This window comes from Cupriavidus sp. 96C5-1, assembly GCF_057798855.1.
In genome coordinates this window covers 43,792-67,705 of the sequence record NZ_JBYOJU010000040.1, presented here as the reverse complement: position 1 = coordinate 67,705, position 23,914 = coordinate 43,792, and the positions used below count along the sequence as shown (strand labels likewise).

The window sequence follows — 23,914 nt, the reverse complement described above, 5'->3', positions numbered from 1 at the left end:
TTCTTTGCCCACTCTCACGACAAGAAAGCAGGCCGCCTTCCCGCAGGGGGGGTGAAACTGCAGTTGACCTCGACTTTGCGGTTAAGCCATTGACGCTCACTTTGACTTTAGAACCAACCGAACCAACCATCACCTGAAAGGCCCGCCCCCAGCCGCACCCAACCATGACCACCCTCCCAACCCCCCTGGCCCAGCCTCCCGTCGCAGCCCTCAACCACCTGCTGGAACAAGAACCCTGGGCCATCGGCATGCTCCAGCCCTTCGCCGGTCGTGTCATCCGCTTCGACGCCGCCGCGTTCACGCTCGCATTGAAGGTGACAGGGCAGGGCCTGACGGAACTGGCGCAGCCGGACGAAAGCCCGGACGTGACGCTGACCGTGCCCTTGCAGCAATGGCCATTGGTGGCGTCGGACGTCGCCGGCGGCGGGCAGGCGGCTGCGATGAAGCACGTGCGCATCGAGGGCGACGCCGAGCTGGCCAATACCGTATCCACGCTGGCCCGCGGCCTGCGCTGGGATGCCGCCGAGGACCTGTCGCGCGCGCTGCGCGGCATCCTGGGCGGTCCGCTCAGCGACAGCGTGGCGCAGCGGGTGGTGGAGGGCGTCCAGCAGGTGCACGCGCAGGCCACGCGGGTGGGGCGCACGCTGGTCGATAATGTGACCGAATACCTGCTCGACGAGCAGCCAACCCTGGTGCGCCATGCCGCGTTGGACGAGTTCAACGCCGGCGTGAGCGCGCTGCGCGACGATCTCGCGCGGCTGGAGAAGCGGCTGGAGAAACTCGAACAGCGCAGCCGGCCGGACCGTGGCGCTGCCGGCGCTCCCGGCTCGCTGCCTTCCGCGCATCGCTGAGCGCGGCTGACCGTTCGCCAGCCGCCGCTGGCCAATCCGCACTGCCCCGAATCCTGAAACTGAAGAACCTGCATGACCCGCTTCCTGCGCCTTTGCAAGATCGTTTTCGTCATCCTCTACTACGGCCTCGACGAACTCGTACTGTCCGGTTTCAAGAGCCGCCGCATCCGTTTCCTGGTGCGCGTCATCACCATCGGCCGCAAGCTCGACATGCCCCGCGGCGAACGGCTGCGGCTGGCGCTGACGCGGCTGGGGCCGATCTTCGTCAAGTTTGGCCAGGTGCTCTCCACCCGGCGCGATCTGATGCCCGAGGACATCGCCGACGAACTGGCCAAGCTGCAGGACCAGGTGCCGCCATTCGACCCGGTGGTGGCGGTCAAGATCATCGAGCGCTCGCTGGGCCGGCCGCTGGCCACCCTGTTCGACAGCTTCGACCACAAGCCGGTGGCCAGCGCCTCGATCGCCCAGGTGCATTTCGCCACGCTCAAGGGCGGCCCAAGCCATGGCCGCGAAGTAGCGGTGAAAGTCCTGCGCCCGGGCATGCTCCCGGTCATCGACAGCGACCTGGCCCTGATGCGCGACCTGGCTGCCTGGCTGGAGCGTTTCTGGGCCGACGGCAAGCGCCTGAAGCCGCGCGAGGTGGTGGCCGAATTCGATAAATACCTGCACGACGAACTCGACCTGATGATCGAGGCGGCCAACGCCAGCCAGCTGCGCCGCAATTTCGCCGAAACCAAGCTGCTGCTGGTGCCCGAGGTGTTCTGGGACTTCTGCAGCAGCGAGGTCTTCGTGATGGAGCGCATGCATGGCATCCCCATCTCGCGGACCGAATCGCTGCGGGCGGCCGGCGTCGACATGCATTCGCTGGCGGAGGAGGGCGTGGAGATCTTCTTCACCCAGGTGTTCCGCGACGGCTTCTTCCATGCTGACATGCACCCGGGCAATATCCTGGTGTCGGTGGCCCCGCAGAGCTTTGGCCGCTATATCGCGCTGGACTTCGGCATCGTCGGCGCGCTGTCCGAGTTCGACAAGAATTACCTGGCGCAGAACTTCATTGCTTTCTTCCGCCGCGACTACCATCGTGTGGCCTTGCTGCACGTGGAGTCGGGCTGGGTGCCGCCCGACACCCGGGTCGAGGAGCTGGAGAGCGCGGTGCGCGCCTGCTGCGAGCCTTATTTCGACAAGCCGCTCAAGGAAATCTCGCTGGGCATGGTGCTGATGCGCCTGTTCCAGACCTCGCGCCGCTTCAATGTCGAGATCCAGCCGCAACTGGTGCTGTTGCAGAAGACCTTGTTGAATATCGAAGGACTGGGCCGGCAACTCGACCCCGACCTGGACCTGTGGAAGACCGCCAAGCCCTTCCTGGAAAAATGGATGCACGAGCAGGTGGGCTGGAAGGGCGCCTGGGAGCGCATCCAGGTGGAGGCGCCGCAATGGGCCAAGATGCTGCCCGACTTCCCGCGCCTGGCGCACCAGTTCCTGGAGCGCCGCGCGCTGGTCGACAATGGCCAGCAGGAAAAGCTGCTGACCGCGCTGCTCGCCGAGCAGCGCCGCACCAACCGCCTGGTTGGCACGGCCTTGCTGCTGATCGGCGGGTTTGCCGCGGGGGTGGTGCTGACGGAATTGCTGGCCTGGGCTGGCTATTGGTAATGGTAGCCATTCCTCCCTGCCGGCGCCCGCGCGCTCCGGGTGAGACGGCGGCGCCAGCCGCCAGGCAGACAATGCGGCCGGCGGGACGCCTCAGGCCGACCGCCCCACGACAAGGAGACCTGGCATGAGCCAATCCGACAAGCCGGCCGCCACACCGGCCTTCGCCAGCCGCAATGCAGCTGATCCAGCCTTCTGGGACGAGCGCTTCGAGAAGGGATTCATGCCCTGGGACCTGGGCGGCGTGCCGGCCGAGTTCGAGGCGTTTGCCGGCGCCATGGCGCCATGCCCGACGCTGGTGCCCGGCTGCGGCAACGGCTGGGAAGCCGGCTGGCTCCATGCGCGCGGCTGGCCAGTGACCGCCATCGATTTCTCGCCGCAGGCGGTGGCGAGCGCGCGGCAGGCGCTCGGGCCGGCCGGGGTGGTGGTACGCGAGGCGGATTTCTTCGCCTTCGAACCCGAGCCGGCTTGCCAGCTTATCTACGAACGCGCCTTCCTGTGCGCCTTGCCGCCGGCCATGCGGGCCGCCTATGCCGGGCGCGTGGCGCAGCTGCTGCCGCCGGGCGGCCTGCTGGCAGGCTATTTCTTCCTGGACGAGACGCGTGGCGGGCCACCCTTCGCCATTCCGGAGCCGGAACTGCGCGCGTTGCTTGACCCGGCCTTCGAGCTGGTGGAGGCGCGGGCCGCCACCAGCTCGCTGCCGGTGTTCGCCGGCCGCGAGCAGTGGCAGGTCTGGCGCCGCCGTTCCTGAGTGCCGGCTTTCCTCGGCCGCGCACCGTATGACGACGGGTACGCCGCCTTCGGATGTCCCATGACGGGGCGCCGGAAAGCCGGGCGGAACAGGGCCGAGATACGCTTTCGTCACCTGTGGCGCTTGCGCTGCACCGGTCTGGCAATTTCCGCGCGGCCCGGGTTTTTCTTCGCCCCGCGGCGGCCTGCATCGCTATAATCCGCGTTTTGATTCGGCTACGACCGCAGGCTAGCTCAGCCACCCATGCGGCCCCGACCGATGAGTTGGACTCCGGGCAGGGAAAGGTATCCCGCCCACCCGGCAACCGGTTTCTCGCCGCAAGGGCACTTTGGGATAGGGCAGCAGCATGCTGATCTGGTTCGTCGTCATCTACTGGATAATCTCCGTCGGCATCGGCCTGTGGGCCGCGCTACGGGTGCGCAACGCCACCGACTTCGCGGTGGCAGGCCGCAGCCTGCCGTTCTATATCGTCACCGCCACCGTGTTCGCGACCTGGTTCGGCTCGGAGACGGTGCTGGGCATCCCCGCGGTTTTCCTCAAGGAAGGCTTGTCCGGCGTGGTGTCCGATCCCTTCGGTTCCTCGCTCTGCCTGATCCTGGTCGGCCTGTTCTTTGCGCGTCCGCTGTACCGGATGAACCTGCTGACCATCGGCGATTACTACCATAACCGCTACGGGCGGCTGGCCGAGGTGCTGACCACGCTGTGCATCGTGATGTCCTACCTGGGCTGGGTCGCTGCCCAGATCAAGGCGCTCGGGCTGGTGTTCTTCACCGTCTCGGACGGTGCGCTGTCGCAGGAGGCCGGCATGATGATCGGCGCCGCCAGCGTGCTGGTCTACACCCTGTTCGGCGGCATGTGGTCGGTGGCGGTGACCGATTTCATCCAGATGATCATCATCGTGATCGGCATGCTGTACATCGGCTACGAAGTCAGCGGGCAGGCCGGCGGCGTGACGGCGGTGGTGTCGCACGCGGCGGCGGCGGGCAAGTTCGAGTTCCTGCCCTCGCTGGACCTGGTGCAGATCATCGGCTTCGCGGCGGCGCTGTTCACCATGATGCTGGGCTCGATCCCGCAGCAGGACGTATTCCAGCGCGTCACCTCGTCGCGTACCGAGAAGATCGCCGGGCGCGCCTCGGTGCTGGGCGGCGTGCTGTATTTCTTCTTCGCCTTCATCCCGATGTTCCTGGCCTATTCGGCCACCATGATCGATCCGGAGATGGTGCAGAAGTACATCAACACCGATTCGCAACTGATCCTGCCCAAGCTGATCCTGGCGCACGCGCCCATGTTCGCCCAGGTGATGTTCTTCGGCGCGCTGCTCTCGGCCATCAAGAGTTGCGCCTCGGCGACGCTGCTGGCGCCCTCGGTCACTTTCGCCGAGAACATCCTGCGCCCGTATTTCCGCCATCTCGACGACCGCCGTTTCCTGCGCGTGATGCAGGCCGTGGTGCTGGTCTTCGCCACCCTGGTGACGCTGTTTGCGCTGAACTCGCATCTTTCCATCTTCCGTATGGTGGAAAATGCTTATAAGGTCACCTTGGTTTCGTCCTTCGTGCCGCTGGCCTTCGGCATGTTCTGGAAGCCGGCTACTCGCCAGGGCGGCCTGGCCGCCATCCTGCTCGGTCTGGTTTCCTGGCTGGGGTGCGAGGTCGCCTTTGCCGACGCGGCCGTGCCGCCGCAGATGGTGGGGCTGGTGTTCTCCATCGGCGGCATGGTGTTCGGCTCGCTGCTGCCGCAGTGGATCGGCGACCACCCGCGGGTCAAGGAAGCGCATCTGGCCTGAGCGCCAGGGGCGCCGCAGGCAGTGCGCGTGCTGTCGGGGGCACTCCGGCCCCTTTTTTCCTCCGGCCCGGCGCGCTCAGAACGGTTTATAATTCAAGGCTTTGCACCGCCAGGTGGCGCTCGGGAACGGCAACTTCCCGGTCGGCGCGGCCACGCGGTCCCACCTGTTTTCCGTTCCAGAATCCTCGCGGAGTGCCACTATGCCGATCTATGCCTACCGTTGCGACGCCTGCGGCCACGGGCGCGATGTGCTGCAGAAAATGAGCGATGCCCCGCTCACCGACTGCCCATCCTGCGGCGCGGCGGGTACGTTCAAGAAACAACTGACCGCCGCGGGCTTCCAGCTCAAGGGGTCGGGCTGGTATGTCACCGACTTCCGCGGCGGTAGCGGCACCGCGGCCGCGGCCGCCACCGGCGCTGCCCCGGCAGCCGCCGGCGCTGCGTCCGACAGCGGCGCCGCAGCGGCCGCCGCGGCCACGACGTCCTCCGGCGATTCGTCCGCTTCCACCAGCACGGCCTCCACGAGCGCCGCCGGCGGTTGCGGCAGCGCCTGCGCTTGCCATTGAAGGCAGAACGCATCGTGGCAGCGAAGAAATCATCCGCCCTCAAGACCTGGTTCCTGACCGGGCTGCTGGTGCTGGTGCCGCTGGGCATCACGCTCTGGGTGCTGAACCTCATCATCGGCACCATGGACCAAAGCCTGGCGCTGTTGCCGGAAGCCTGGCAGCCTGTCCAGCTGTTCAAGGTACGCATCCCGGGCCTGGGGGCGATCCTGACGCTGCTGTTTATCCTGCTGGTAGGGTTGCTCGCCCATAACTTCATCGGCCAGCGCCTGGTGCGCTGGTGGGAAGCGCTGCTGCGCCATATCCCGGTGGTGGGGCCAATCTATACCAGCGTCAAGCAGGTGTCCGACACGCTGCTGTCCTCATCGGGAAATGCCTTTCGCAAGGCCCTGCTGGTGCAATATCCGCGCGAAGGCTCGTGGACCATTGCCTTCCTGACCGGCAGGCCCGGCGGCGATGTGCAGAATCACCTGCAGGGCGAGTACGTCAGCGTCTACGTGCCGACCACGCCCAATCCGACCTCGGGTTTCTTCCTGATGATGCCCAAGGCCGATACCATCGAACTCGACATGACCGTCGACGCCGCGCTGAAGTACATCGTCTCGATGGGCGTGGTGGCGCCGACCGAGCTGCCGCGCAAGAGCGGCGCGGTGCGCGCCGGCGAGGCGCAAGCCGAAGCCCTCGCCGAGTCCGCCGACTCATCGCATTCAAATTGATCGCCGGCCGCACCAGCGGCCGCGTTATTCCGGAAATTCTCTTATGTCCTCCATGCGTACTCACTATTGCGGTCTCGTGACCGAACAACTGTCGGGCCAGGAAGTGGCCCTGACCGGCTGGGTGCAGCGTCGCCGCGATCACGGCGGTGTGATCTTTATCGACCTGCGTGACCGCGAAGGCCTGGTACAGGTGGTGTGCGATCCCGATCGCCCCGAGATGTTCAAGGCCGCCGAAGAGATCCGCAACGAGTTCTGCGTCCGCATCACCGGCAAGGTCCGCCCCCGTCCGTCCGGCACCGAGAATGCCAACCTGACCTCCGGCAAGATCGAGGTGCTGTGCCATGAGCTGACCGTGCTCAACCCGTCGGTCACGCCCCCGTTCCAGCTCGACGACGACAACCTGTCCGAGACCACCCGCCTGACCCATCGCGTGCTGGACCTGCGCCGCCCGCAGATGCAGTACAACCTGCGCCTGCGCTACAAGGTGGCGATGGAAGTGCGCAAGTACCTGGACGCGCAAGGCTTCATCGACATCGAAACGCCGATGCTGGGCAAGAGCACGCCCGAAGGCGCGCGCGATTACCTGGTGCCCTCGCGTACCAACCCGGGCCACTTCTTCGCGCTGCCGCAGTCGCCGCAGATCTTCAAGCAGATGCTGATGGTGTCGGGCTTCGACCGCTATTACCAGATCACCAAGTGCTTCCGCGACGAGGACCTGCGTGCCGACCGCCAGCCCGAGTTCACGCAGATCGACTGCGAGACCTCGTTCCTGAGCGAGCAGGAGATCCGCGACCTGTTCGAGGACATGATGCGCACGGTGTTCAAGAACGCCATCGACGTCGACCTCGACGCCAGCTTCCCGGTGATGGAATTCCGCGAGGCCATGGCCCGCTTCGGTTCGGACAAGCCTGACCTGCGCGTCAAGCTCGAATTCACGGAACTGACCGACGCCATGAAGGACGTCGATTTCAAGGTGTTCTCCGGCCCCGCCAACAGCGAGAACGGCCGCGTGGTCGGCCTGTGCGTGCCGGGCGGCGCCGCCATCTCGCGCAGCGAGATCGATGCCTACACCCAGTTCGTCGCCATCTACGGCGCCAAGGGCCTGGCCTGGATCAAGGTCAACGAAGTGGCCAAGGGCCGCGACGGCCTGCAATCGCCGATCGTCAAGAATCTGCATGACGCGGCCATTGCCGAGATCCTGAAGCGTACCGGCGCCAAGGACGGCGACATCATCTTCTTTGGCGCGGACAAGGCCAAGGTCGTCAACGATGCCATCGGCGGCCTGCGCCTGAAGATCGGCCACTCCGAGTTCGGCAAGACCCACGGCCTGTTCGAGGACGTGTGGAAGCCGCTGTGGGTGATCGACTTCCCGATGTTCGAGTACGACGAGGACGATGCCCGCTGGGTCGCCATGCACCACCCGTTCACCAGCCCCAAGGACGAGCATCTGCAATACCTGGAAACCGATCCGGGCAAGTGCATCGCCAAGGCCTACGACATGGTCCTGAACGGCTGGGAAATGGGCGGTGGCTCGGTGCGGATCTTCCGTGAGGACGTGCAGAGCAAGGTGTTCCGCGCCCTGAATATCGGCGAGGAAGAAGCGCGTGCCAAGTTCGGCTACCTGCTGGACGCACTGCAATACGGTGCGCCCCCGCACGGCGGCCTGGCCTTCGGCCTGGACCGCATCGTCACCATGATGGCCGGCGCCGATTCGATCCGCGACGTGATCGCCTTCCCCAAGACCCAGCGCGCGCAAGACCTGCTCACGCAAGCGCCGAGCTCGGTCGACGAGAAGCAGCTGCGCGAGCTGCACATCCGCCTGCGCGCGGCGGAGCCGAAGATCGCCTGAACCTGAGCCAGCTTGTCGGGGAAGGGCCGCGCGAGAGCGCGGCCCTTTTTTTATTGGGTGCGCCCGGCAGGGCGCATGCACAGTAGCACTGCGCCATGAACTGCGCGAGCCGCGGCTGTACGTTGACGATCTCACTGGTGGTGGACTAATATGGACTTAGTCCACTAGGAGCAGCCATGCAGACTGTCAACATTCACGAGGCAAAGACAAACTTCTCCCGGCTGGTCGATGCCGCCGCCGCAGGGGAGGAGATTGTCATCGCCAAGGCTGGAAAGCCTGCCGCGCGGCTGGTTCCGATGGAGCGCGTCAAGCCGGTGCGCCGTTTCGGCATGCTGAAGGGAAAGGTGCACATCGCGGAAGACTTCGACGCTCCGCTGCCCGATGACTTGATCGCCGCGTTCGAGGGGCGTTGATGCGCCTGCTTCTGGACACGCATATCTACCTGTGGGTCGTGACCGACGACCGCAGGCTATCCAAGGCGGCGCGCAAGCTGATTGCCGACGCCGACGACGTATTCGTGAGTAGCGCCAGTATCTGGGAGGCGTCGATCAAAGCCGGCTTGGGCAAGCTGGACGCCGACGTGAATCAACTGGTTTCCGCGATCGAGACAAGCGGCTTTTCGGAACTTCCGGTGCGGGCCGTTCACGGTGCGGCAGTGCGCGATCTTCCTGATATTCACCGCGATCCCTTTGACCGGCTGCTGATTGCCCAAGCCATATGCGAGCCTTTGCGGCTGGTGACTGCCGACGGACACCTCGCCGGGTACACCGATCTCGTTGTTACCGTCTAGAAAAGCAGGAACCCGGTGAACCGGGTTCCTGCTTTCCAAAGGCTGGCCAAGGTTTGCTTCCTTCAGGCCAGCCTCAAACTCCCGCCGCGGTCGCGGGCAAGCCCACCTCCCGCACCCGTCCCACCCACACCACGCACACCACGCACACCAGCGATAGCGCCGCGAATCCCGCATAGAACATCGCCATCGGCCACCACTGCGGGAAGAAGCTGTCCGCCAGCAGCGTTGCCAGCAGCGGCGTCAGGCCGCCGGCGAAGGCGCCGCAGACCTGATATGACAGCGAGATGGCGGTGTAGCGGATGCGCGCGGCGAACATGCCGGTGACAAAGCCGGCGATGACGGCGTAGTACCCCGATTCGCACAGGGTGGCTATGGCGATGCCCAGGAACACCGTGTTCGGCTGCCCCATGCGCACCAGGGGCAGCATGACGAAGGGAACGACGATGGCGCATGCGGCAACGATGGCGAGCACGCGCCGGGTGCCGAAACGATCGGCCAGGTGCGCCGCGCCCAGTTGCACGAAGAACTGCAGCACCGCCACCCAGAACAGGCAGTCGAGGATCATCGCCCGGTCCAGCGCCAGGTACTGCGTGGCGTACGAGATCATGAAGATGTTGCTGAAGTACACGCCGGCGATGCCGTACACGTTGGCGCCGATCGCCAGCACGATCAACGGCCACGCGCGCAGCGCTTCGGCCAGCGGCTGGCGGGCCACGTCGCCGCTCGCCTGCATGGCTTCAAACTCCGGCGATTCGTTGACCGACAGCCGGATCACGAAGCCGACTGCCAGCAGCACCGCGCTGGCCAGGAAGGGCAGGCGCCAGCCCCATTGCATGAGGGCGTCGTGATCGAGCCGGCTGACGGCGCTGAAGGCCAGCATCGACAGGATCAGCCCGCCCGCGCTGCCCAGTTGCGCGAACGAAGCGAAGAAGGTGCGCCGGCCCGCTGGCGCGTGCTCGCCTGCCAGCAACACCGCGCCGCCCCACTCGCCGCCGACCGCGATGCCCTGCAGCACGCGCAGCGCCACCAGCGCCACGGGCGCGATCCATCCAACCTGCGCATACGTCGGCAGGCAGCCGATCAGCACCGTGGCGACGGCCATCAAGGACAGCGTCCCCATCAGCGCGCGTTTGCGCCCGAGGCGATCGCCGATGCGGCCGAACAGCACGCCGCCGATGGGCCGCGCCAGAAAGCCGATGGCAAACGATCCGAACGAGGCGAGCAGGCTCAGCAGGCGGTTTTCGCCGGGGAAGAACAGCGGCCCGAAGACCAGCGCCGCGGCGGTGGCGTAGCTGTAGAAGTCATACCACTCGATGGTGGTGCCGATAAACGACGCCAGGGCGGCGCGGCGTGGCTGGGCAGCAGGCTGCCTGGTCTGCATGATGGATCTCCTGTTTATTGTTTTGGCGAAGGACTCAGGCGTCGCGGTACTCGACGCCGGGCAGCACGCACAGCAGTTCGAATGCCAGGTTGGCGCCGAGCAGCGCCGTGGTGCCGAACGGGTCGTACGGCGGCGATACCTCGACCAGGTCGGCGCCGACGATATCCAGTCCGCGCGCGCCACGTACGATCTCCAGCGCCTGCGGCACGGTGAGCCCGCCTATCTCCGGCGTGCCGGTGCCAGGCGCGTAGGCCGGGTCGATGCCGTCGATGTCGAAACTGATATAGACCGGGCCGCCCCGCAGGCGCGCGCTGACTTCTTCCATCAGCGGGGCCAGCGACCGGTGCCAGCATTCCTCGGCCGTGATCACGCGAAAACCCTGCTGGCGGCACCAGTCGAAATCCTCGGCGGCGTAGCCGGTGCCGCGCAGGCCGATCTGCACCACCCGGCCGCAGTCGAGCAGCCCTTCCTCCACCGCACGGCGGAACGGGGTTCCGTGCGCGATCTTCTCGCCGAACATGGTGTCGTTCACGTCGGCATGCGCATCGACGTGGATCAGCCCGACACGGCCGTACCTGGCGTGCAGCGCGCGCAGGATCGGCAGCGTGACGGTGTGGTCGCCGCCCAGCCCGATCGGGCGGCAGCCCGTGGCGACGATGTCGCGGTAGGCCGCCTCGATGCGTGCGATGGAGTCGTGCAGGTTGTACGGATTGGTCGCCACGTCGCCGACATCGGCCACGCGCAAGGAATCGAACGGGGCGGCGCGCGTGGCCATGTTGTAGGGCCGCAGCAGCACGGATTCGGCCCGGATCTGGCGGGGGCCCAGGCGCGCGCCGTTGCGGTTGGACGTGCCCAGGTCGAATGGCACGCCGACGAAGCAGGCGTCCAGCCCGGCGGTGCTCCCCGCGGCGGGCAGCCGCATCATGGTGGCGATGCCGCCAAAGCGCGGCATGGCGTTGCCGGACATCGGCTGGAAGGGCTCGGCCTCCCCTTGCGGGTGGATCTGCTTGTTTGTATTCATGGCGATCGATTGGTCATGCCGCTGGCATTGCAGCATGCGTTGTTGGAGACCATGGCATTCTTTCCGATAGTTCCAGTGCGTAGAATGCGAACTTTCTTAACCAAACATTGATTCGGCTCAATGTATCGACCATGCTGGGACAGCCCTCCGATCTCGACCTGCGCCTGATCCGCGTCTTCCTGGCGGTGGTGGACGCCAACGGCATCACGCCCGCGCAGGCAACGCTCAACGTCAGCCAGTCCACCATCAGCACGCAGCTCGCGACGCTGGAAACGCGCCTGGGCTACCGCCTGTGCGAGCGTGGCCGCAGCGGTTTCCGGCTGACCGCGCGCGGGCAGCAGTTCGTCGAGTCCGGGCGCAAGCTGCTGGCGGCGCTCGATGTCTTCGGCGCGCAAGCGCGCAAGCTGGGCCGCACCCTGGTGGGCACGCTCAGCCTGGGCTTGATCGGGCATACGCCGGTGAGCGCCAACGCGCGCATCAGCCAGGCGATCGAGCGCTTCCGCCAGCGCGACGAGTCCGTGCATTTCGCGGTGTCGGTACGTTCGCCGGGGGAATTGGAAGGGCTGCTGCTGGACGGCAAGATCCACATGGGCATCGGCTACTTCTGGCACCGCGTGCCCGCGCTCGAGTACACGACCATCTTTCACGAAACGCAGCTGGCCTATGCCGGGCGAGGCCATCCGCTCTTTGCCGGGGCCGGGCGCGCAGACCCCGCCGTCGCGCTCGCCCATGCCTGGGCCTGGCGCAGCTATCCGCTGCCGGCCGCCGCGGGTTCGCCGGCCGACCGGCAGGTGACGGCGGTGGCTGACAACATGGAGGCGGTGGCAATGCTGGTGCTGTCCGGCCGCCATCTGGGCTACCTGCCGGAGCATTTCGCGGCGCCCTACGTGCAGCAGGGTCAGCTGGCTCCGCTTGCGCCCGCGTCGATGCGCTATGACGTTCCGTTCGACATGGTGGTGCGCCGCAGGCCGCACCGCAACGATCTGGTGGACGCGTTCATCGCCGACATGAAGGCGGCGCACGCCTGAAGACAAGCCGCCCAGGCCCGGCGCTTTTGCTCTCGCGCGCCGCGTGCCACAGCCGCCACCCGCCGCCTCGTTTCCAATTGTTACGCCGAGGAACGAAGCGGTGCCGGCCAAGGTCTTCTCCCTTTATAGCAGCGCCAAGCCGCAAGCCCATTTCGAAGGCACGCCGGCCGCGCGGGAGGAATCTGCCGTGTCCCTGGATGTAGAACTGATCCGCCAGTTTTTGCTGGCCCATGCCGAAACCATCCTCACCTGGCTGGCGGCCGGGCTGGTCATGATGTTGCTGGCGCGTTTCGAGCTGAGGCGCGCCGTGCGGCGTTCCGCGGTGGCCATGTCGGAATCGGTGGCGACCACCGTGGCGGCCTGCGTGCCGGATATCGCCCATGCCGCGCAGGGCGGCGGCGCGTCCGCACCAATGCCCGAGCCAGTGGAGATGCAGCGTGCCGAAGCGCTGCGCCGGGTTGCGCTGGATACGGTGGGAACCGTGATGGCGCGCGGGCGCTGGCTGGAAGACCTCGGCAACCTGCGCGTGGCCGACGATGCGCTGCTGCCGGGCAGCCGCGCCGGCAGCGCGGATCCCTTGCTGGTGGTGGCGCCCCAGCCGGTGGTGCAGGCTTACCTCTCGGCCCAGCGCAGCTTCGAAGAGCACGCCGCGCGCCTGCGCGACGAACGCCGCGAGGCGCTGCGCCTGCGGGACGGTTTGCAGGCCCTGGTGGCGGAAGCCGCGCATATCGAACAGGAAACCGGCAGCATCGTCATGCGCTTCGAGCAGGTCAATGCGCAGGCGGCCCAGGGCGTGGAGGGCGGCGACTACCAGCGCTTCCTGATCCAGAAATACAACGCACTCGGCCTGCGCGAGAAGGAAATCGCGCAGGAGCGCGCGCAGCTGCAGGCCCAGGCCCGGCAATGCGCCGATCGCCTTGCCGAGCACGCGCATGCGGCGGCGCGCGAATACACCCGGGCGCTCACGCCGCTGATGCAGCAACTCCGCGCCGCGTGGGGACATGGCGATTCGCCCGGCGTGTTCGAGACGTGGCTGCGCGAAGCGCCGGCGCGCTCCAGCGTGCACGCAGCATAAGTGTCAGGCACGGCCGGCGGGACCGCGCTGGCATCGCGCTTTCCCGTGGCGGCAGGGCGCATCTGCGGTAAGCTTGAGGACGTTGTCCGCCCTCTTCCCATGTCCTACAAAATCCCCGAATCCGTCCTGGTGGTGATACACACGCCGGACCTGCAAGTGCTGTTGCTGGAACGCGCCGACCGCCCCGGTTTCTGGCAGTCCGTGACAGGCAGCCTGGACACGCCCGACGAGCCGGTCGCCCTGACGGCCGCGCGCGAAGTCGCCGAGGAAACCGGCATCGTCGCCGCCGACCACCAACTGGCCGACTGGCAGCACGCCATCGATTACGAAATCTATCCGCAGTGGCGCCACCGTTATGCGCCCGGCGTGACGCGCAACACCGAGCACTGGTTTGGCCTGCGGGTGGCGCAGCCGGTACCCGTGACGCTGGCGCCGCGCGAGCACCTGCAGTGGCAGTGGCTGCCGTGGCGGGAGGCCGCCGCGCGCTGCTTCTCCAGCAGCAATGCCGAGGCGGTGCTGCAACTGGGCTGGCGCGTGCAGGGGCTGCACACTGCCTGTGGAGCGGGCTCATGAGACTGCGCGTCGTCACCTACAACATTCACAAGGGCGTCACCGGCATCCAGCGCAAGTCGCGTATCCACACGGTGCGCGATGGTCTCCAGGTGGTCGACGCCGATATCGTGTTCCTGCAGGAAGTGCAGGACCGCAACGACCGCCTGGTGGCGGCCGCGCTGTTCGACCCGGACTATACCCAGCTCAACTATCTGGCCACCGACGCCTATCCGCATTCGGTCTACGGGCGCAACGCGGTGTACGACCACGGCCACCACGGCAATGCCATCCTGTCCCGCCATCCCATCCTGATGTCGGAAAACCTCGACATCTCCGACCATCGCTTCGAACAGCGCGGTTTGCTGCATGCGGTGGCCGATATGAACGGGGTCGAGGCTCACCTGATCTGCGTGCATTTCGGCCTGTTCGCGCGCAGCCGCGCGCGCCAGGCCGAGGCGCTGGTCAAGCGCGTGCGCGACGTGGTGCCGGCCGACGCGCCGCTGGTGATCGCCGGCGACTTCAACGACTGGAATCACCGGCTCGACGCGCTGATCTGCACCACGCTGGGTGCGACCGAGGTTTCCCACGCGGGCGGCGCGCGTCTGCATACTTTCCCCAGCCACATGCCGTGGTGGCAGCTCGACCGCATCTACGTGCGCGGTTTCGAGATCGAACGGGCCAGCGCGCTGACCGGCCGCGACTGGGCGCAGCGCTCGGACCACGTGCCGCTGATGGCGGAACTGGCACGGATCGCCGTGCCGGAACGGCCGGTTGCCCATCCGGCAGGCATCTCGTCCTGAAACGCCGTGCGGATCCGGGGGCGCTCCGGGTCCGCATCGCGCCTCCGTCAGGTCCCCATCCTCTCCAGCATGATGTCCACAAAGCGCGCCTGCTTGGGCAGCGGCCGCGGGTCGCGCGCATAAAGCAGGTGCACGGGCCGCGGCGGCGGCGTGGCGTCTTCCAGCACCGGCACCAGCAGCCCTGCGGCAAGGTCCGCCGCTAGCAGCACCTCCGGCTGCATCACGATGCCGCAGCCGGCCAGTGCCGCGCGCCGCAGCGCCTGGCCGTTGTTGGCCGCGAGCGGCGCCGGGCCATCCCCGGACGCCGGCCAGCCCATGCCTTGCGGCCACAGCAGGTGGTTCAGGCAACGGTGTCCGGCCAGGTCCGCCAGCGTGCGCGGATGGCCCGCTCGCGCGAGGTAGGCGGGCGCGGCGCAGATGGCCATGCGATAGGGCCGCAAGGGGCGCGCCACCAGGTGGTCGGAGCTGGCCAGTGCGCCGATGCGCACCGCGGCGTCGAAGCCGTCGGCGATCAGGTCCGTGAAGGCATCGTCCAGCACCAGTTCCACCGTAACTTCCGGGTAACGCAGCAGGTAGACCGATACCGCCTCGGCCACCGCGGTCTCACCGAGCGTCACCGGCGCGGTGATGCGCAGGCGGCCGCGTGGCTGGCTGTGCAGGCGTTCGGCAACGGTCTCCGCATTGCGGACGCGCTCCAGTATCTGCCGGCATTCGTCCAGGAAGAGGCGGCCGGCCTCGGTCAGGCTCTGGCGGCGCGTACTGCGCTGCAACAGGCGCACCCCGAGGTGGCGCTCCAGCTGGCCGACATGCTTGCCCACCATCACCGCCGACAGGCCCAGCGCATCGGCGCAGGCACTGAAGCTGCCGGCCTCGGCGGCGGCGGCGAACACTTCCATGCTGCGCAGCTTGTCCATGGATTGCTAATTAAAAGTTAGTGATCTGCGAAATCCTAACCCATTTATTCACCAGCAACTGCATTCCAAAATGCCATCCTGATAGCGAAGGGAAGGAATCCCGCGCTCGCAAACAACCGGACTCACGGGGAATATCATGAAAATTGTTGTGATCGGGGCCAGTGGCACGCTCGGCCAGGCGGTGGTGCAGAACCTGTCGGCTCGCCACGAGGTGGTGCGTGTCGGCAAGTCGCGCGGCGATCATCGGGTCGACCTGACCCAGCCGGACTCGGTTCAGGCCTTGTTCGAAGCGACCGGCCGCGTGGATGCGATCGTTGCCACCACGGGGAGCCTGTTCTTTGGCCCGCTGGCGCAGATGCGCGCCGAGGATTTCGCGATCGGGCTGCAGGACAAGCTGCTCGGGCAGGTGAGGCTGGCGCTGGTCGGTCAGCACTACCTCAACGACGGCGGCTCGATCACCCTCACCAGCGGCATTGTCGGCAGCGAGCCGATCCGCAAGGGCGCCAATGCCGGCAGCGTCAACGCCGCGCTGGAAGGGTTCGTTCGCTGCGCGGCCCCGGAACTGGAGCGCGGCCTGCGCATCAACGTGGTCAGCCCGACCGTGGTGCAGGAGTCATGGGGCGCCTATGGCGAGTTCTTCCCCGGCTTCGAGGCAGTCCCCGCGGCGCGCGTGGCGCTGGCTTTCCAGCGCAGCGTAGAAGGGCCGCAGAGCGGCCATGTCTATCGGGTCTGGTAAGGCGGGGGCAACTGGCACGCGCCATCGCGGACAAGGGCGTAGATGGCGTCGAGGTCGGCCAGGTCCAGCACCGGCAGGGCGGTGAGTGCGGCCACCGCCTGGGGCTGGTCGCTGGCCACGGCTACGATGCTCCGCACCTCCGGCCATAGCGGCGGCAGGCCCAGCGACGGCCGGAATACTTCCAGCTTGGGGAAATCGCTGCGCTTGTAGCCTTCCACCAGCACCAGGTCCGTGTCGGCGGGCAGCACGGCGAGTGCGTCGGCCAGTTCGGGGGAGGGTTCGGACTCGGGATAGCGGCGCATCAGCGTCAGGTGGCGCGCGCCCACCAGCACGACATTGGCGCAGCCGGCCTGGCGCATGCGCCAGGAATCCTTGCCTGGGGTGTCGGGATCGAAACCGTGGTGGGTGTGCTTGATGCCGGCCACGCGCACGCCGGCGGCGACGAAGCGGGGGATCAACTGGTCCAGCAGGGTGGTCTTGCCGCTGCCGGACGACCCGGAGATGCCGAAAACCTTCACGATATGGGGGCGGTGACGGGATAAAGCGCCGACGATAGCAGAGATCCGCCGCAAAGGCCTGCAATCGTGAGCCGGGCTGGCACGCCGCCTGCGTGACCCGCAGCACGCACAGCGCACCGGCGTGCCTGATAATGTGGCCCATGTTCCCGATTCCACTCCCACGCCAGCCGCTGGCGCTGCCTTCCGGGCTCGCCGCCGCGCGCGACGACGCCGAAGCGTCGGCCGCGCCGCGCCAGCCGCGGCACGCTGGCCCACTGCGCTCCGAATGGCGCCGCGGCAAGCCGGTGGGCGGCAACCAGGTCCGTCTGCTGCGCGGCGGGGAGGCGTTCTTTCCGGCCTTGATTGCGGCCATCGACCGGGCCGCCTTCTCCGTTTCGCTGGAAACGTATATCTATGCCGGCGACGACGTCGGCATGGCCGTGACGGATGCCCTGATCCGCGCGGCCGGCCGCGGCGTGATCGTGCGCCTGGTGGTGGACGGTTTTGGCGCCGGCGGCATGCCGCCGGCGCTGGCCGGGCGCCTGCGCGCGGGCGGCGTGCGGCTCAAGGTGTTTCGTCCCGTGCGGGGGTTCAGCCTGGCGCGCCGGAACTTGCGCCGGCTGCACCGTAAACTGGCGGTGATCGACCAGCAGATCGCCTTTGTCGGCGGCATCAATATCATCGACGACCATAACCATGGGCCGTTCGAAGGCGCAGGGCTGGGCCCGCGCTACGACTTCGCGGTGGAGGTGCGCGGCCCCCTGGTCAACCAGATCGCGCTGACCGCCGAGCGCCTGTGGTGGCAGCTTTCGCTGCGCGGCGAAATGCGCAGCGTGGGCCTGGCGGGGGTGGCGGCGGAATTCCCGCTGATTACCGACCTGCCGTTGCCGAGGCAGGATCATGCCGGCGGCATGCGCGCCGCGCTGCTGCTGCGGGATAACCTGCGCAACCGGCGCGCCATCGAGCGCCAGTACCTGCAGGCGCTCGGTGGCGCGCGGCGCGAGGTCATCATCGCCAACGCGTATTTCCTGCCGGGGCACAAGATCCGCCGCGCCCTGCTGGCCTGCCGCGCGCGTGGCGTGCGGGTGCGCCTGCTGCTGCAGGGCATGGTCGAGTACCGGCTGCAGCACTATGCCACCCACGCGCTTTATGCCACCCTGCTTGGCGCCGGCGTGGAGATCTACGAGTACGCCGAGAGTTTCCTGCACGCCAAGGTGGCAGTGGTCGACGAAGCCTGGGCCACCGTGGGCTCCAGCAATATGGACCCCTTCAGCCTGTTGCTGGCGCGCGAGGCCAACGTCGCGGTGTACGATGCGGCGTTTTGCGCCGGGCTGCGCGAGGAACTGGAGCAGGCTATCGCCATGCGCAGCGTGGAGGTCAAGGCCGACAGTCACGCCCGCCGCTCCACGCTGCGCCGTGTGGCGAACTGGGCGGCGTACATGGTGCTGCGCCTCGGCGTGATCGTCGCGGGGGTAACGGGACGCTACTGACAGCGGGCAAGCCGCGCGGCCCAGGTGCGAAATGCACGGCCATGTTGCTTTGCGGCAAGCGAAGCGACAAACTTCCGTACTTCGCTGCACTCGCCCATGTTGCAGTGCGCAAGGACCGGTCGCCGCGTTTAGAAACCCGTGTCTAATTAAAAGCTTGCTGCCGGCGGGTCCGATCACAATAATCTGAACGACCGTTCTTTTTTGCCTTAGACTGCGTGCATTCGCGTCTGCCAGGCGGTGAAACAGGCAGCCAGGCAGCGAAAAAAGCATTACGTCAGGGTCAAACGCGGCGCGAACAGGATCGCGCCGCGAAGAACGGAGAAATAAATCATGCGACACCAGTCAGCTCGTCTCGAATCCGCCGCTTCCGCGTCCCCCGCGCCCATGCGCAAGGGGGAGATGACGCGCGTGGCGATTCTGGATGCCGCGCTGGAGCTGTCGTCCCGCGACGGGCTCGAAGGCTTGACCATCGGGCTGTTGGCGGAACGTATGCAGATGAGCAAGAGCGGCGTATTCGCGCATTTCGGTTCGCGCGAGGACCTGCAGGTGGAAGTGGTGCGCGAGTATCACCGGCGCTTCGAGCAGGAGGTGTTCTATCCCTCGCTGCACGAACCGCGCGGCTTGCCGCGCCTGCAGTCCATGGTGCGCCGCTGGATGGAAAAGCGCATCCAGGAAGTGACCACGGGATGCATCTACATCAGCGGGGCGGTGGAGTACGACGACCGCGCGGAAAGCCCGGTGCGTGACGAACTCGTCAAGAGCGTCACCATCTGGCGCGCCGCGCTCACGCGCGCCATCGACCAGGCCAAGGAACAGGGGCACCTGCGCGCGGACTGCGATCCGCGCCTGATGCTGTTCGAAATGTACAGCCTTGAACTAGGCTTGCATCATGACGCCCGCTTCCTGCGCCTGCCCGCCAGTGCCGAGCTTGCCATGGTCGCGCTCAACAAGTTGATTCAGTCTTACCGTACCTGACGCCGCCGCGGCGTCCCGTGCCGGATCGTGCACGGGCGGCGTAGCGGCTTTGCAAAACCTCCAAGGAGACTTTGATGGGCCAGTACACCGCACCGTTGCGCGACATGCAGTTCGTGCTCCATGAATTGCTCTGCGTCGAAGCCGAACTCAAGGCGCTGCCGAAGCACGCCGACATCGACGCGGACACCATCAACCAGGTGCTAGAGGAAGCCGGCAAGTTCTGCTCCGAGGTGGTATTTCCGCTGAACCAGAGCGGCGACCGCGAAGGCTGCACCTACGTCGGCGACGGCGTGGTGACGGCGCCCAAGGGCTTCAAGGAAGCGTACAAGCAGTATGTGGAGGCCGGTTGGCCGGCGCTGGGCTGCGACCCGGAATACGGCGGCCAGGGCCTGCCCATCCTGGTCAACAACGCGCTGTACGAGATGCTGAACTCGGCCAACCAGGCGTGGACCATGTACCCCGGCCTGTCGCACGGCGCGTATGAAGCACTGCACGCGCACGGCACGCCCGAGCTGCAGAAGCTGTACCTGCCCAAACTGGTCTCCGGCGAATGGACCGGCACCATGTGCCTGACCGAGCCCCATTGCGGCACCGACCTGGGCATCCTGCGCAGCAAGGCCGAGCCGCAGGCAGATGGCTCCTACAGCATCAGCGGCACCAAGATCTTCATCTCGGCCGGCGAGCACGATCTCTCCGCCAACATCATCCACCTGGTCCTGGCGCGCCTGCCGGACGCGCCGCAGGGCACCAAGGGCATCTCGCTGTTCGTGGTGCCGAAGTTCATCCCCGACGCCAGCGGCAACCCGGGCGAGCGCAACGGCATCAAGTGCGGCTCGATCGAGCACAAGATGGGCATCCACGGCAACGCCACCTGCGTGATGAACCTGGACGGCGCGCGCGGCTGGATGGTGGGCGAGCCCAACAAGGGCCTGAACGCCATGTTCGTGATGATGAACGCCGCCCGCCTGGGCGTGGGCATGCAGGGCCTGGGCCTGACCGAAGTGGCCTATCAGAACTCGCTGGCCTACGCCAAGGACCGCCTGCAGATGCGCGCGCTGACCGGTCCCAAGGCACCGGACAAGCCGGCCGACCCGATCATCGTGCACCCGGACGTGCGCCGCATGCTGCTGACGCAGAAGGCCTTCGCCGAAGGCGGCCGCGCCTTCAGCTACTGGACCGCGCTGCAGATCGACCGCGAGCTGTCGCACCCCGACGAAGCCGTGCGCAAGGAAGCCGGCGACCTGGTCGCGCTGCTCACGCCGGTGATCAAGGCCTTTCTGACCGACAACGCCTTCACCGCCACCAACGAAGGCATGCAGGTGTTCGGCGGCCACGGCTACATCGCCGAGTGGGGCATGGAGCAGTACGTGCGCGACGCGCGCATCAACATGATCTACGAAGGCACCAACACCATCCAGGCGCTGGATCTGCTGGGCCGCAAGATCCTGGGCGACATGGGCGCCAAGATGAAGGCCTTCGGCAAGCTCGTGCAGGACTTCGTCGAGCAGGAGGGCACCAACGAAGCCATGCAGGAGTTCGTCAACCCGCTGGCGGACCTGGGCGACAAGGTGCAGAAGCTCACCATGGAAATCGGCATGAAGGCCATGGGCAACCCCGACGAAGTCGGCGCCGCCGCGGTGCCTTACCTGCGCGTGGTGGGCCACCTGGTGTTCTCCTACTTCTGGGCCCGCATGGCCAAGATCGCGCTGGAGAAGGAAGCCGGCGGCGACAAGTTCTACACCACCAAGCTGGCTACCGCGCGCTTCTACTTTGCCAAGCTGCTGCCCGAGACGGCGGCGCAGATCCGCATGGCGCGTGCCGGTTCGGCGACGCTGATGGCGCTGGACGCGGATTTGTTCTGATCGGTTGCCTTGATTTAACGCGGTTGTCTTAGCGCGGGTGCAAGCTGATTTGCCGTCGGTATCAATGCCGATGGTTTGCTCCCCTCTCCCGCAGCGAGAGAGGGGAGCGCACCATCGGCAGCAGCAGGAGCCGCAGCAAGACCAGCGCCACGCGTAGCCAACCCACCTCATCTCAACGCTCACTTTCCTAGGGGCGCGCATGTCCAATTTCATCGTCAAGAAAGTCGCCGTGCTCGGTGCCGGCGTCATGGGGGCCCAGATCGCGGCCCATCTCGTCAACGCCCGCGTACCGGTGGTGCTGTTCGATCTTCCCGCCAGGGAAGGCGCCAAGAACGGCATCGCCCTGCGCGCCATCGAGAACCTGAAGAAGCTCTCGCCGGCGCCGCTCGGCATCAAGGACGAAGCCGGCCTGATCCAGGCCGCCAACTACGAGGACGACCTCGCGCTGCTCAAGGAGTGCGACGTGGTGATCGAGGCGATCGCCGAGCGCATGGACTGGAAGCACGACCTGTACAAGAAGGTCGCGCCGCACCTGGCTGCGCACGCCATCTTCGCCACCAACACCTCGGGCCTGTCGATCACCGCGCTGTCCGATGGCTTCGACGCGGACCTGAAGTCGCGCTTTTGCGGCGTGCACTTCTTCAACCCGCCGCGCTACATGCACCTGGTGGAGCTGATCCCGACCGCGACCACGCAGCCGGAGATCCTGGACCGCCTCGAGACCTTCCTGACCTCCACGCTCGGCAAGGGCGTGGTGCGTGCCAAGGACACGCCCAACTTCATCGCCAACCGCGTCGGCATCTTCTCGATCCTGGCGGTGTTTGCCGAGGCCGAGAAGTACGGCATTCCCTTCGACGTGGTCGACGACCTGACCGGCGCCAAGCTGGGCCGCGCCAAGTCCGCCACCTTCCGCACCGCCGACGTGGTGGGCCTGGACACCATGGCCCACGTGATCAAGACCATGCAGGACAACCTGCAGGACGATCCCTTCGCGCCGGTCTACAAGACGCCCGCGGTGCTCAAGGGCCTCGTGGATGCGGGCGCACTCGGCCAGAAGACCGGTGCCGGCTTCTACAAGAAGGAAGGCAAGGCGATCAAGGTGCTGGATCCGAAGACCGGCCAGTACGTCGACTCGGGCAAGAAGGCCGACGAGATCGTGGTACGCATGCTGAAGAAGGATGCGGCCGAGCGCATCAAGCTGCTGCGCGAGTCCACCAATCCGCAGGCGCAATTCCTGTGGGCGGTGTTCCGCGACGTGTTCCACTACATCGGTGTCTACCTCGAGCAGATCGCAGGCTCCGCGGCCGATATCGACCTGGCGATCCGCTGGGGCTTCGGCTGGAATTCCGGTCCCTTCGAGGACTGGCAGGCGGCCGGCTGGAAACAGGTGGCCGAGTGGGTGAAGGAAGACATCGACGCGGGCAAGGCTTTGTCCAACGCAGCGCTGCCGGCGTGGGTGTTCGCCGGCCCGGTTGCCGACAACCAGGGCGTGCATGGCGCGCAGGGTTCGTGGTCTCCCGCCGCGCAGGCCTTCGTGCAGCGCAACGCGCTGCCGGTGTACGAGCGCCAGGTGTTCCGCGCTGCGCTCAAGGGCACGGCTGCTGCCGATCCGCGCAAGGCTGGCCGCACCGTGGAAGAGAACGATGCGGTGCGCATCTGGGTGAGCGAAGGCCAGGACGACGTGCTGGTGGTGTCGTTCAAGAGCAAGATGAACACCATCGGGCCCGACGTGATCGACGGCCTGACGCGCGCGATCGACCTCGCCGAGGCCGAGTACAAGGGCCTGGTGGTGTGGCAGCCCACCTCGCTGCAGCTGGGCGCGCCGGGCGGTCCGTTTTCCGCGGGCGCCAACCTGGAAGCCGCGATGCCGGCCTTCATGATGGGCGGCGCCAAGGGCATCGAGCCTTTCGTCAAGAAGTTCCAGGACGGCATGATGCGCGTGAAGTATGCCGCGGTGCCGGTGGTGTCCGCTGCATCCGGTATCGCGCTGGGCGGTGGGTGTGAGCTGATGCTGCATTCGGCCAAGCGCGTGGCCGCGCTGGAAACCTATATCGGCCTGGTGGAAGTGGGCGTGGGCCTGGTGCCGGCCGGCGGCGGGCTGAAGGAGGCCGCGCTGGCGGCAGCGCGCGCGGCGCAGGCCGCGGGCAGCACCAACTACCTGCAGTTCATCACCAACCGCTTCCAGGCCGCTGCCATGGCCAAGGTCTCGGCTTCGGCGCTGGACGCGCAGAAGATGGGTTACCTGCAACCGTCGGACACCATCGTGTTCAACGTGCACGAACTGCTGTATGTGGCCCAGAACGAAGTGCGGGCGCTGGCCAACGCCGGCTACCGCGCGCCGGTGCCGGGCACGCTGGTGCCGGTGGCAGGGCGCTCGGGCATCGCCACCATCAAGGCGTCGCTGGCCAATATGCGCGACGGCGGCTTTATCTCCGCGCACGATTTCCTGATCGCCAGCCGCATTGCCGAGGCTGTCTGCGGCGGCGACGTGGAGGCCGGCTCGCTGGTCAGCGAGGAATGGCTGCTGGCGCTGGAACGCAAGGCCTTTGTCGAGCTGCTCGGCACGGGCAAGACCCAGGAACGCATCATGGGCATGCTGCAGACCGGCAAGCCTGTGCGCAACTAAGGCAAGCG

22 protein-coding genes are annotated in these 23,914 nt (G+C 66.8%); 18 read left to right on the top strand and 4 right to left on the bottom strand.

All coding sequences use genetic code 11. The annotated features are described in order from the left end of the window. Nucleotides 1–164 precede the first annotated feature (164 nt). The 9 genes from AC3FOF_RS33320 (at nt 165) to AC3FOF_RS33280 (ending at nt 8,949) form a co-directional block, all read left to right on the top strand. On the top strand, nt 165–851 hold the full coding sequence (locus AC3FOF_RS33320; RefSeq protein WP_488729020.1) for a ubiquinone biosynthesis accessory factor UbiJ: 687 nt from the start codon (nt 165–167) through the stop codon (nt 849–851). Nucleotides 852–923: 72 nt separating this feature from the next. Beyond that, nucleotides 924–2,501: a ubiquinone biosynthesis regulatory protein kinase UbiB gene (ubiB, locus tag AC3FOF_RS33315; protein ID WP_017226424.1), complete on the top strand. Its 1,578-nt coding sequence runs from the start codon at nt 924–926 to the stop codon at nt 2,499–2,501. Between the two features lie 124 nt (nt 2,502–2,625). Continuing rightward, nucleotides 2,626–3,249, top strand: a complete 624-nt coding sequence (locus AC3FOF_RS33310; RefSeq protein ID WP_276268836.1) for a methyltransferase domain-containing protein — start codon at nt 2,626–2,628, stop codon at nt 3,247–3,249. A gap of 346 nt (nt 3,250–3,595) precedes the next feature. Next, entirely contained in the window at nt 3,596–5,032 is a 1,437-nt protein-coding gene (locus AC3FOF_RS33305) for a high affinity choline transporter 1 (RefSeq protein WP_017226245.1), read from the top strand. 199 nt (nt 5,033–5,231) lie between these two features. Next, the gene (locus AC3FOF_RS33300) at nt 5,232–5,597 is read left to right on the top strand and encodes an FmdB family zinc ribbon protein (RefSeq protein WP_488729019.1); all 366 of its coding nucleotides are present in this window, start codon (nt 5,232–5,234) and stop codon (nt 5,595–5,597) included. Between the two features lie 14 nt (nt 5,598–5,611). Beyond that, nucleotides 5,612–6,310 carry a DUF502 domain-containing protein gene (locus AC3FOF_RS33295; RefSeq protein WP_035815528.1) on the top strand — a complete coding sequence of 233 codons (699 nt, stop codon included), beginning with the start codon at nt 5,612–5,614 and terminating at the stop codon, nt 6,308–6,310. A 43-nt stretch (nt 6,311–6,353) separates the two neighbouring features. Continuing rightward, entirely contained in the window at nt 6,354–8,159 is a 1,806-nt protein-coding gene (aspS, locus tag AC3FOF_RS33290) for an aspartate--tRNA ligase (RefSeq protein ID WP_017229607.1), read from the top strand. A 176-nt stretch (nt 8,160–8,335) separates the two neighbouring features. Continuing rightward, nucleotides 8,336–8,572 carry a type II toxin-antitoxin system Phd/YefM family antitoxin gene (locus AC3FOF_RS33285; RefSeq protein WP_017229608.1) on the top strand — a complete coding sequence of 79 codons (237 nt, stop codon included), beginning with the start codon at nt 8,336–8,338 and terminating at the stop codon, nt 8,570–8,572. After that, nucleotides 8,572–8,949, top strand: a complete 378-nt coding sequence (locus AC3FOF_RS33280) for a type II toxin-antitoxin system VapC family toxin (RefSeq protein ID WP_276268834.1) — start codon at nt 8,572–8,574, stop codon at nt 8,947–8,949. Before AC3FOF_RS33285 ends, AC3FOF_RS33280 begins: the two co-directional genes overlap by 1 nt. A gap of 73 nt (nt 8,950–9,022) precedes the next feature. Here AC3FOF_RS33280 and AC3FOF_RS33275 read toward each other — a convergent pair whose 3' ends face one another. Continuing rightward, nucleotides 9,023–10,330, bottom strand: a complete 1,308-nt coding sequence (locus AC3FOF_RS33275) for an MFS transporter (RefSeq protein WP_488729018.1) — start codon at nt 10,328–10,330, stop codon at nt 9,023–9,025. Between the two features lie 34 nt (nt 10,331–10,364). After that, a complete protein-coding gene (gene speB / locus AC3FOF_RS33270) occupies nt 10,365–11,351 on the bottom strand; it encodes an agmatinase (protein ID WP_488729017.1) in 987 nt (328 codons plus the stop codon). A 131-nt stretch (nt 11,352–11,482) separates the two neighbouring features. Here speB and AC3FOF_RS33265 point away from each other — a divergent pair, with 131 nt between their 5' ends. The 4 genes from AC3FOF_RS33265 to AC3FOF_RS33250 all read left to right on the top strand — a co-directional run bounded on the left by AC3FOF_RS33265 (nt 11,483) and on the right by AC3FOF_RS33250 (nt 14,806). Then, nucleotides 11,483–12,379, top strand: a complete 897-nt coding sequence (locus AC3FOF_RS33265) for a LysR family transcriptional regulator (protein WP_488729016.1) — start codon at nt 11,483–11,485, stop codon at nt 12,377–12,379. Between the two features lie 187 nt (nt 12,380–12,566). Beyond that, the gene (locus tag AC3FOF_RS33260; RefSeq protein WP_488729015.1) at nt 12,567–13,454 is read left to right on the top strand and encodes a hypothetical protein; all 888 of its coding nucleotides are present in this window, start codon (nt 12,567–12,569) and stop codon (nt 13,452–13,454) included. A 99-nt stretch (nt 13,455–13,553) separates the two neighbouring features. Next, nucleotides 13,554–14,027, top strand: a complete 474-nt coding sequence (nudB, locus tag AC3FOF_RS33255) for a dihydroneopterin triphosphate diphosphatase (RefSeq protein ID WP_017229613.1) — start codon at nt 13,554–13,556, stop codon at nt 14,025–14,027. Beyond that, complete coding sequence (locus AC3FOF_RS33250) at nt 14,024–14,806, top strand: endonuclease/exonuclease/phosphatase family protein (RefSeq protein WP_488729014.1); 783 nt, start codon at nt 14,024–14,026, stop codon at nt 14,804–14,806. Before nudB ends, AC3FOF_RS33250 begins: the two co-directional genes overlap by 4 nt. Nucleotides 14,807–14,853: 47 nt before the next feature. Here AC3FOF_RS33250 and AC3FOF_RS33245 read toward each other — a convergent pair whose 3' ends face one another. Further along, nucleotides 14,854–15,720, bottom strand: coding sequence for a LysR family transcriptional regulator (locus tag AC3FOF_RS33245; protein WP_276268830.1), 867 nt, complete (start codon nt 15,718–15,720; stop codon nt 14,854–14,856). 136 nt (nt 15,721–15,856) lie between these two features. Between AC3FOF_RS33245 and AC3FOF_RS33240 the strand changes: the two genes are divergently transcribed. Next, a complete protein-coding gene (locus AC3FOF_RS33240) occupies nt 15,857–16,456 on the top strand; it encodes a short chain dehydrogenase (RefSeq protein WP_488729013.1) in 600 nt (199 codons plus the stop codon). Here AC3FOF_RS33240 and mobB read toward each other — a convergent pair. Then, a complete protein-coding gene (gene mobB / locus AC3FOF_RS33235; RefSeq protein ID WP_276268828.1) occupies nt 16,441–16,974 on the bottom strand; it encodes a molybdopterin-guanine dinucleotide biosynthesis protein B in 534 nt (177 codons plus the stop codon). The two genes, AC3FOF_RS33240 and mobB, sit on opposite strands and share 16 nt — an antisense overlap. Before the next feature lie 140 nt (nt 16,975–17,114). Between mobB and clsB the strand changes: the two genes are divergently transcribed. From clsB to AC3FOF_RS33215, 4 genes are all read left to right on the top strand, one after another. Continuing rightward, nucleotides 17,115–18,443 carry a cardiolipin synthase ClsB gene (clsB, locus tag AC3FOF_RS33230; RefSeq protein ID WP_488729012.1) on the top strand — a complete coding sequence of 443 codons (1,329 nt, stop codon included), beginning with the start codon at nt 17,115–17,117 and terminating at the stop codon, nt 18,441–18,443. A 384-nt stretch (nt 18,444–18,827) separates the two neighbouring features. Further along, nucleotides 18,828–19,418 carry a TetR/AcrR family transcriptional regulator gene (locus AC3FOF_RS33225; protein WP_017226764.1) on the top strand — a complete coding sequence of 197 codons (591 nt, stop codon included), beginning with the start codon at nt 18,828–18,830 and terminating at the stop codon, nt 19,416–19,418. Nucleotides 19,419–19,492: 74 nt separating this feature from the next. Then, nucleotides 19,493–21,280 carry an acyl-CoA dehydrogenase C-terminal domain-containing protein gene (locus AC3FOF_RS33220; protein WP_488729011.1) on the top strand — a complete coding sequence of 596 codons (1,788 nt, stop codon included), beginning with the start codon at nt 19,493–19,495 and terminating at the stop codon, nt 21,278–21,280. Between the two features lie 199 nt (nt 21,281–21,479). Further along, nucleotides 21,480–23,906, top strand: a complete 2,427-nt coding sequence (locus AC3FOF_RS33215) for a 3-hydroxyacyl-CoA dehydrogenase/enoyl-CoA hydratase family protein (RefSeq protein ID WP_488729010.1) — start codon at nt 21,480–21,482, stop codon at nt 23,904–23,906. The last annotated feature ends 8 nt before the right edge of the window (nt 23,907–23,914 follow it).